This is a genomic window from Streptomyces sp. NPDC005576, from assembly GCF_042871745.1.
Classification (GTDB): domain Bacteria; phylum Actinomycetota; class Actinomycetes; order Streptomycetales; family Streptomycetaceae; genus Streptomyces.
The window spans coordinates 349731-356476 of sequence record NZ_JBIAJC010000010.1; the positions used below are offsets into that span (position 1 = coordinate 349731).

Annotated in this window: 6 protein-coding genes and 3 tRNA genes; 5 read left to right on the top strand and 4 right to left on the bottom strand. The window is 73.2% G+C overall.

Annotation, left to right across the window (positions count from 1 at the left end):
• Positions 1-331: 331 nt before the first annotated feature.
• The 4 genes from ACFYPN_RS20340 to ACFYPN_RS20355 all read right to left on the bottom strand — a co-directional run bounded on the left by ACFYPN_RS20340 (position 332) and on the right by ACFYPN_RS20355 (position 2306).
• Positions 332-405: transfer RNA gene (locus ACFYPN_RS20340), tRNA-Phe, on the bottom strand.
• Positions 406-427: 22 nt separating this feature from the next.
• Positions 428-502: transfer RNA gene (locus tag ACFYPN_RS20345), tRNA-Asp, on the bottom strand.
• A 38-nt stretch (positions 503-540) separates the two neighbouring features.
• Positions 541-613 (bottom strand) — tRNA-Glu (locus tag ACFYPN_RS20350).
• 91 nt (positions 614-704) lie between these two features.
• Positions 705-2306, bottom strand: coding sequence for a metallophosphoesterase (locus tag ACFYPN_RS20355; RefSeq protein WP_389299825.1), 1602 nt, complete (start codon positions 2304-2306; stop codon positions 705-707).
• Positions 2307-2503: 197 nt separating this feature from the next.
• On the opposite strand from ACFYPN_RS20355, the gene ACFYPN_RS20360 reads away from it, so the two are divergent.
• The 5 genes from ACFYPN_RS20360 to ACFYPN_RS20380 form a co-directional block, all read left to right on the top strand.
• The gene (locus ACFYPN_RS20360) at positions 2504-2854 is read left to right on the top strand and encodes a metallopeptidase family protein (protein WP_327176650.1); all 351 of its coding nucleotides are present in this window, start codon (positions 2504-2506) and stop codon (positions 2852-2854) included.
• Positions 2851-3342: a CrcB family protein gene (locus tag ACFYPN_RS20365; protein WP_389299827.1), complete on the top strand. Its 492-nt coding sequence runs from the start codon at positions 2851-2853 to the stop codon at positions 3340-3342. The genes ACFYPN_RS20360 and ACFYPN_RS20365 overlap by 4 nt, the downstream gene beginning before the upstream one ends.
• Positions 3339-3719: a CrcB family protein gene (locus ACFYPN_RS20370; protein WP_358761807.1), complete on the top strand. Its 381-nt coding sequence runs from the start codon at positions 3339-3341 to the stop codon at positions 3717-3719. Before ACFYPN_RS20365 ends, ACFYPN_RS20370 begins: the two co-directional genes overlap by 4 nt.
• 95 nt (positions 3720-3814) lie before the next feature.
• On the top strand, positions 3815-4336 hold the full coding sequence (locus ACFYPN_RS20375) for a hypothetical protein (RefSeq protein ID WP_389299831.1): 522 nt from the start codon (positions 3815-3817) through the stop codon (positions 4334-4336).
• Between the two features lie 291 nt (positions 4337-4627).
• Positions 4628-6746, top strand: a 2119-nt coding sequence (locus ACFYPN_RS20380) for a DEAD/DEAH box helicase (protein WP_389299834.1), incomplete at its 3' end; no start/stop codon positions are given.

Sequence of the window (6746 nt, forward strand, 5' to 3'; positions counted from 1 at the left end):
CGCAGGGGTGCTCGGGGCGTCCGCAGGGGTGCTCGGCGGGGAGGGGGCCGGGATGGGGGCCGGGTACGTCGAGCAGTGGCCGCGACGCGCCGGAGCGGGGGTGCCGGACGCGGTGCTGCGGGGAGCGGTGGTGGCCGGAGCCGTGCTGTTCTTGGGGGTACGGGCCCTGCGGGCACGGCGCGGGCGGGGCGGGCCGGGCGCGAGACGGGCTGAGCCTCGGGTACGAGCTCCGAACCCGAGCTCCGCGACCGGACGGTCCGCGACCGGCGCCCCGGGAAACGAGCCCGGGAACGACGGAAGCCCCATCCGCGTGGATGGGGCTTCCGGAAGGTGGCTGGGGCCGGGATCGAACCGGCGACCTATCGCTTTTCAGGCGATCGCTCGTACCAACTGAGCTACCCAGCCACGCAGTTCCTGAGAACTGCAGCGGTCCTGACGGGATTTGAACCCGCGGCCTCCACCTTGACAGGGTGGCGAGCACTCCAAACTGCTCCACAGGACCAAGCTATGTGCGAGACAAGTCTCGCACATGGTAAAGCGTGCCCCCAACGGGATTCGAACCCGTGCTACCGCCTTGAAAGGGCGGCGTCCTGGGCCACTAGACGATGAGGGCTAAAGGCCCACCGGCTTGCTTTCCAGCGCGTCGGGGACGTCAGAAGCATATGGGATCCCGGAGCTAACGCCAAAACGGTTTCCCGGCGACGTCACCGGGAGGGGCTGGGAGTGCCGGGCGGGAGGGGCGCGGAAGGGCCGGGAGTGCCGGAGGACCCCGCCCCCGAGGGGGACGCCGCTGGGGTGTTCTCCTCCGGCAGATGGCGGCTCACCTCGGCGGTCGTCAGGCCGAGCCCGCCCAGCGTGATCTCGTCCCAGGCCTGGAGCCGCCGGGTCGCGCGGTCCAGGTAGAGGACGGAGGCGCGGACCTTCTCCGGCTTCTCGTTCTGCACGGCGCGCAGCCCACCGCCGCCGGTGGAGCCCTCCACCTTCAGCCGGGTGCCGAGCGGGAGGACCTCGTTGACCCGATGGTGGACATGGCCGGAGAGGACGAGCGGAACGGTGCCGTCCGTCTCCCGGGCGAGTTGCGGATCGTGGGCCACCGCGATGTCCACCGGCGTGCCCGCCCGGGTCTGGTCGCGGAGGGCGGAGGCCAGCCGGAGGCCGGCCATCCGCTCGGACGCCCCGCCGCCCCGGGCCAGCGTCCGGTCGGGGGTGAACTGGGGGTCGCCGGTACCCGCGATGCGCACTCCTGCGACGGTCACCGCGCTCCCCTCGTCCAGGACGCGCACGTTCTTGAAGCCCCTGAGGTACTTCTGCGTGTCCTTGGAGTCGTGGTTGCCCCGCACCCAGACGTACGGGGCGCCGAGGTCGCGGATCGGGTCGAGGAAGCCGTTCTCGGTGGTGGTTCCGTGGTCCATGGTGTCGCCGGAGTCGATGATCACATCGATGTCGTACTGCTTCACCAGCGAAGCGACGATGTGCCAGGACGCCGGGTTGAGGTGGATGTCCGAGACGTGCAGGACCCGCAGGGTGCCCGGATCCGGCTGGTAGACGGGGAGCGTGGAGGTGGCGTCGTACAGCCGGGAGACGTTGGTGACCAGGCGGGCCAGCTCCTGCTGGTAGACGTCGAACTCGGTGACGATCGAACGGGCGTCGCCGACCACCGAAGGGGCGCTGGAGAGCAGCCCCGAGAACTTCGGTTCCAGCACCGACTTCGGGTTCCAGGTGGCGTACGCGCTGACCCCCGATCCGGCCAGCAGCACCAGCGCGAGGCCGCCGGCGGCCAGGGCGGGGCGGGGGCGGCGGTAGACGATCAGTCCGAGCGCGGTCGCCCCGGTCAGTACGGCCACCACCGACCGCAGCGCCAGCTCCCGGGCGCCGTCCGCGATGTCCCGGGTGACCTCGTCCTGGAGCCCGGAGAACCGCTCGGGCTTCTCCACCAGCCGCTGGGAGCGCTCGGGGTCGAGGCGGTCCACGTCCACGTCGAGGCGCAGGGGCGCGACGTGCGAGTCCAGTTCCAGCGCGCCGAGCGGGGAGACGTCCACCCGGGTGCCCCCGCTGAGCGAGGGCCGCAGCGCCATCGTGGTGTCCATCGGACCGACCGGCGTCTTCACGTCCCCCACGACCAGCAGCCCGAGCCAGCCGCCGAGCACCACCACCGCGACCATCGCGAGCACCCGCACGACCGGGCGGGACCGGGGCCCGGCGGCTCCGGGGAGGGCGGGCGCCGGCATCGCGGCGGTGCGGGTGGGCGGGTTCCGGCGGAGACGGGCGGACGCGGTGCGGAGCGGACGGAACGGGACGCGAACCATTGGACCCGTATGCCCGGTCCGCGCTCCGGCCATGCGGCGGGGGCGGGGCGTCCCCGCGTACGGGGCGCGCACGGGGTGCGGTGGCGGGCGGGCGGCGGCGCCCGGGTCGTACGGGGGCGGAGCCGGGCGCACCGGACGCACCGGACGAACGCCGGCGGGGCGGGTGCGCAGGGGCGGCGGTGCGTGACAATGGCGGGGTGCTGGAGATGACGCGCGAGCAGTTCGAAGAGCTGGTGAGCGAGGCGCTCGACCGGATTCCGCCGGAACTGACGCGGCTGATGGACAACGTCGCGGTGTTCGTCGAGGACGAACCGGACCCCGGCGACCCCGAGTTGCTCGGCCTCTACGAGGGAACACCGCTCACCGACCGGGGCGAGTGGTACGCGGGCGTGCTGCCGGACCGGATCACCGTCTACCGGGGGCCGACACTGCGGATGTGCGAGACCCGGGAGGACGTCGTCGCGGAGACGGAGATCACCGTGGTCCACGAGATCGCCCACCACTTCGGCATCGACGACGCGCGGCTGCACGCGCTGGGGTACGCGTGAGCGGTTCCCACACGGGACCGCCGGGTGAGGAGGCGCCCCCCGCGCTCTCCGGGCCGCGCGAGGCGGCGGTGCTCGGAGTGATCGCGGCCGGCGGGGCGCTCGGCGCCACCGCCCGCTACGCGGCGACCCTGGCGTGGCCCACCGGCGCGGGCACCTTCCCGTGGACCGTCCTCGCCGTCAACGTCGCCGGCTGTGCCCTGATCGGTGTCCTGATGGTGCTCACCGCCGAGCTGTCCGTGGTCAGCCGGCCGCTGGTGCGCCCGTTCCTCGGCGTCGGTGTGCTCGGCGGCTTCACCACCTTCTCCACGTACGCGGCCGACGTCTCGAAGCTGCTCCAGCGCCAGGAGGCGCTGACCGCCATGGTCTACGCCTTCCTCACGCTGGCGGCGGCGCTGGGCGCCGTGCGGGCGTCGGCGGTGGTGACCCGGGGAGCGGTGACCCGCGCACGCCGGACCCGCGCGGGGCGTACGGAGGGTGGCGCCCGGTGAACTGGCTGCTGGTCATCGTCGGCGGTGCGGCGGGCGCCCCGCTGCGTTACCTGACGGACCGTCTGGTGCGCCGCCACCACGGCCCCGGGGTCCCGTACGTCTTCCCCTGGGGCACCTTCGCGGCCAACGCGGCGGGCAGCCTGCTGCTCGGGGCGCTCACCGGTGCGGCCGTCTCCGCGCCCGCGTACGCCCTGCTGGGCACGGGGCTCTGCGGGGCGCTGACGACGTACTCGACCTTCTCGTACGAGACGCTCCGGATGGCCGAGACCGGTCGGTCCTTCCTCGCGGGGGCCAATGTGGCGGCCTCCCTGCTGGTGGGGCTCGGCGCGGTGTTCCTCGGTGCGGAGGTGGCGGGCGGGGCCGGCTTCGGCGGCTGACGCGTACCCGTCGGCCGACGGGCGTGTCCCCGGCGGGGTCCGGGGAGTTGGGCACCACGCACCCGTTCCCGCGTACACCGTCCCGGAGGTGCCCCGTGCGCCCGTTCCCCGTTCCCGTCCGTTGGGCCGTCCTCACCGCGCTGATGCTGGGCGCCTCCCTCGGGTGCGTGAGCGTGGACGCCGAGAAGACCGGCCCCCGCCCCTCGCGGTCCGCCGGTGCGGCCGCGGCCGAGGAGGAGCAGGACAGCGGGGTCTCCGGAGCGGCCGGCCGCTCCGGCTCCGGGGGCGCCGGCCGCCCCCGCACGGACCGGGCCAAGAACGGCAAGGCGGACCCGAAGCGGTCCGGTGACCCCGCCTCGCCCAGTCCCACGGCGGCGGACCAGGGTCCCGGCCTGCCGGTTCCCAGCGGGAGCGGGGCACCCGTGGTGGTGCCGCCCGGTGTCACGGCGGGCCCTGGGGACCCCGTCATCACGTTCGCACCCGTCCCGCCCGACCCCACCCAGCCGCCGGCCACCGACCCGGCCCCGGGCGGCGACGCGGGCGGTCCGGGGCAGCCCCCGGAGTCCCCGCCCGCGCCGGAGGAACCGACACCGCCCGCGGCCTCGCCGGCGGAGTGAGCAGCCGCCCTCACGGGCCCGCCGGGGACCGGTCGGCGGTACGCGCCTCCAGGACATCACCGCAGGTCGGAAGGGGTGTGGAGGGGTGTCGGCGGGGGGCGGTTTGCGCGATGCGGGGGTGAGTGCGTATGGTAGTAGATCGTTTGATCCCATTGCCCGGCGCCGACACAGAAGAGCGCCGTGTGGCGCGTACTCTCCCTTGCCGTGGCTGGACCGCATTGAGGCGGTCGAAATTGCGAAAACACGGAGTTACGGGCGCGTGCCGAGACTCCGGAAGGTTTCGCATTTCGCATGTCAATTTCCAGTTCTGACCACGCCGTCATGTCCGAGGACATCGACACCACTGAGCTCGCGCACACCGCCGAGCCGACCGCCGAGGCCGTCGTGGCCGAGGCAGCTCCCGTCGCCGCCGAGGTGACGGACGAGCAGGCCACCGAGGCCGCAGCTCCCGTCGAGACCGCGACCGCCGAGGCCGTGGCCCCCGCCGAGGCCGTCGTGGCCGAGGCAGCTCCCGTCGCCGTCGAGGCCGTCTCCGACGAGGTCGTCTCCGACGAGGTCGTGTCCGACGAGGTCGTCTCCGAGTCCGACGAGGACGCCGAGCCGACCGTCACCTTCTCCTCGCTGGGCCTGCCCGACGGCATCGTCCGCAAGCTGGCGCAGAACGGCGTGACCAGCCCCTTCCCGATCCAGGCCGCGACCATCCCGGACGCCCTGGCCGGCAAGGACATCCTGGGCCGCGGCCGTACCGGCTCCGGCAAGACCCTCTCCTTCGGTCTGCCGACGCTGGCCGCGCTGGCCGGCGGTCACACGGAGAAGAAGAAGCCCCGCGCGATCATCCTCACGCCGACCCGTGAGCTCGCGATGCAGGTCGCGGACGCGCTCCAACCGTACGGCGACGTGCTCGGCCTCAAGATGAAGGTCGTCTGCGGCGGTACCTCCATGAGCAACCAGATCTACGCCCTGGAGCGCGGTGTCGACGTCCTCGTCGCCACCCCGGGCCGTCTGCGCGACATCATCAACCGCGGCGCCTGCTCGCTCGCCAACGTCCAGGTCGCCGTCCTCGACGAGGCCGACCAGATGTCCGACCTGGGCTTCCTGCCCGAGGTCACCGAGCTGCTCGACCAGATCCCCGGCGGCGGCCAGCGGATGCTCTTCTCCGCCACCATGGAGAACGAGATCGGCACGCTGGTCAAGCGCTACCTGACCAACCCGGTCACGCACGAGGTCGACAGCGCCCAGGGCAACGTCTCGACCATGACGCACCACGTCCTCGTCGTGAAGCCGAAGGACAAGGCGCCGGTCACGGCCGCCATCGCAGCCCGCAAGGGCCGCACGATCATCTTCGTCCGGACCCAGCTGGGCGCCGACCGCATCGCCGAGCAGCTCATCGAGTCCGGCGTGAAGGCCGACGCGCTGCACGGCGGCATGACGCAGGGTGCCCGTACCCGCGTCCTCGAAGACTTCAAGAAGGGCTACGTCAACGCCCTGGTCGCCACCGACGTCGCCGCCCGAGGCATCCACGTCGACGGCATCGACCTGGTGCTGAACGTGGACCCGGCCGGCGACCACAAGGACTACCTGCACCGCTCGGGCCGTACCGCCCGTGCCGGGAAGTCCGGTGTCGTCGTCTCGCTGGCGCTCCCGCACCAGCGTCGCCAGATCTTCCGCCTGATGGAGGACGCGGGCGTCGACGCCTCGCGCCACATCGTCCAGGGCGCGGGCGTCTTCGAGCCCGAGGTCGCCGAGATCACCGGTGCGCGTTCGCTCACCGAGGTCCAGGCCGACTCCGCGAACAACGCCGCCAAGCAGGCCGAGCGCGAGGTCGCCGAGCTGACCAAGCAGCTGGAGCACGTGCAGCGCCGCGCCGGCGAACTCCGCGAGGAGGCCGACCGTCTGGTGGCCCGTGCCGCACGCGAGCGGGGCGACGACCCGGAGCAGGCGGTGGCCGAGGCCGTCGCCGAGGCGGAGGCCGCCGTCGAGGCAGCCGTCGCCGTGCCGGAGCAGCAGCCGGCGGTCCGCGAGGAGCGCCGTGACGAGCGGGGCAACTACGAGCGTCGCGACAACCGTGGTGGCGACCGTGGTGGTTACCGCGGTGGCAACGACCGCCGTGACGACCGTCCGTCGGGTGGCTTCCGCTCGGGTGGCGACCGTCCGTCGGGTGGTTTCCGTTCGGGTGGTGACCGTCGTGACGACCGTGGTGGCCGTCCGTTCCAGGGCCGCGACGACCGTCCGTCGAGCGGCTTCCGCTCGGGTGGCGACCGTCCGTCGGGTGGTTTCCGTTCCGGTGGCGACCGTCGTGACGACCGTGGTGGCGACCGTGGTGGCCGTCCGTTCCAGGGCCGCGACGACCGTCCGTCGAGCGGCTTCCGCTCGGGTGGCGACCGTCCGTCGGGTGGTTTCCGTTCCGGTG

What these genes read in the sequence shown, in the direction of transcription:
- ACFYPN_RS20355 (WP_389299825.1), bottom strand. Translation starts at nt 2,306, where the DNA reads ATGGTTCGCGTCCCGTTCCGTCCGCTCCGCACCGCGTCCGCCCGTCTC.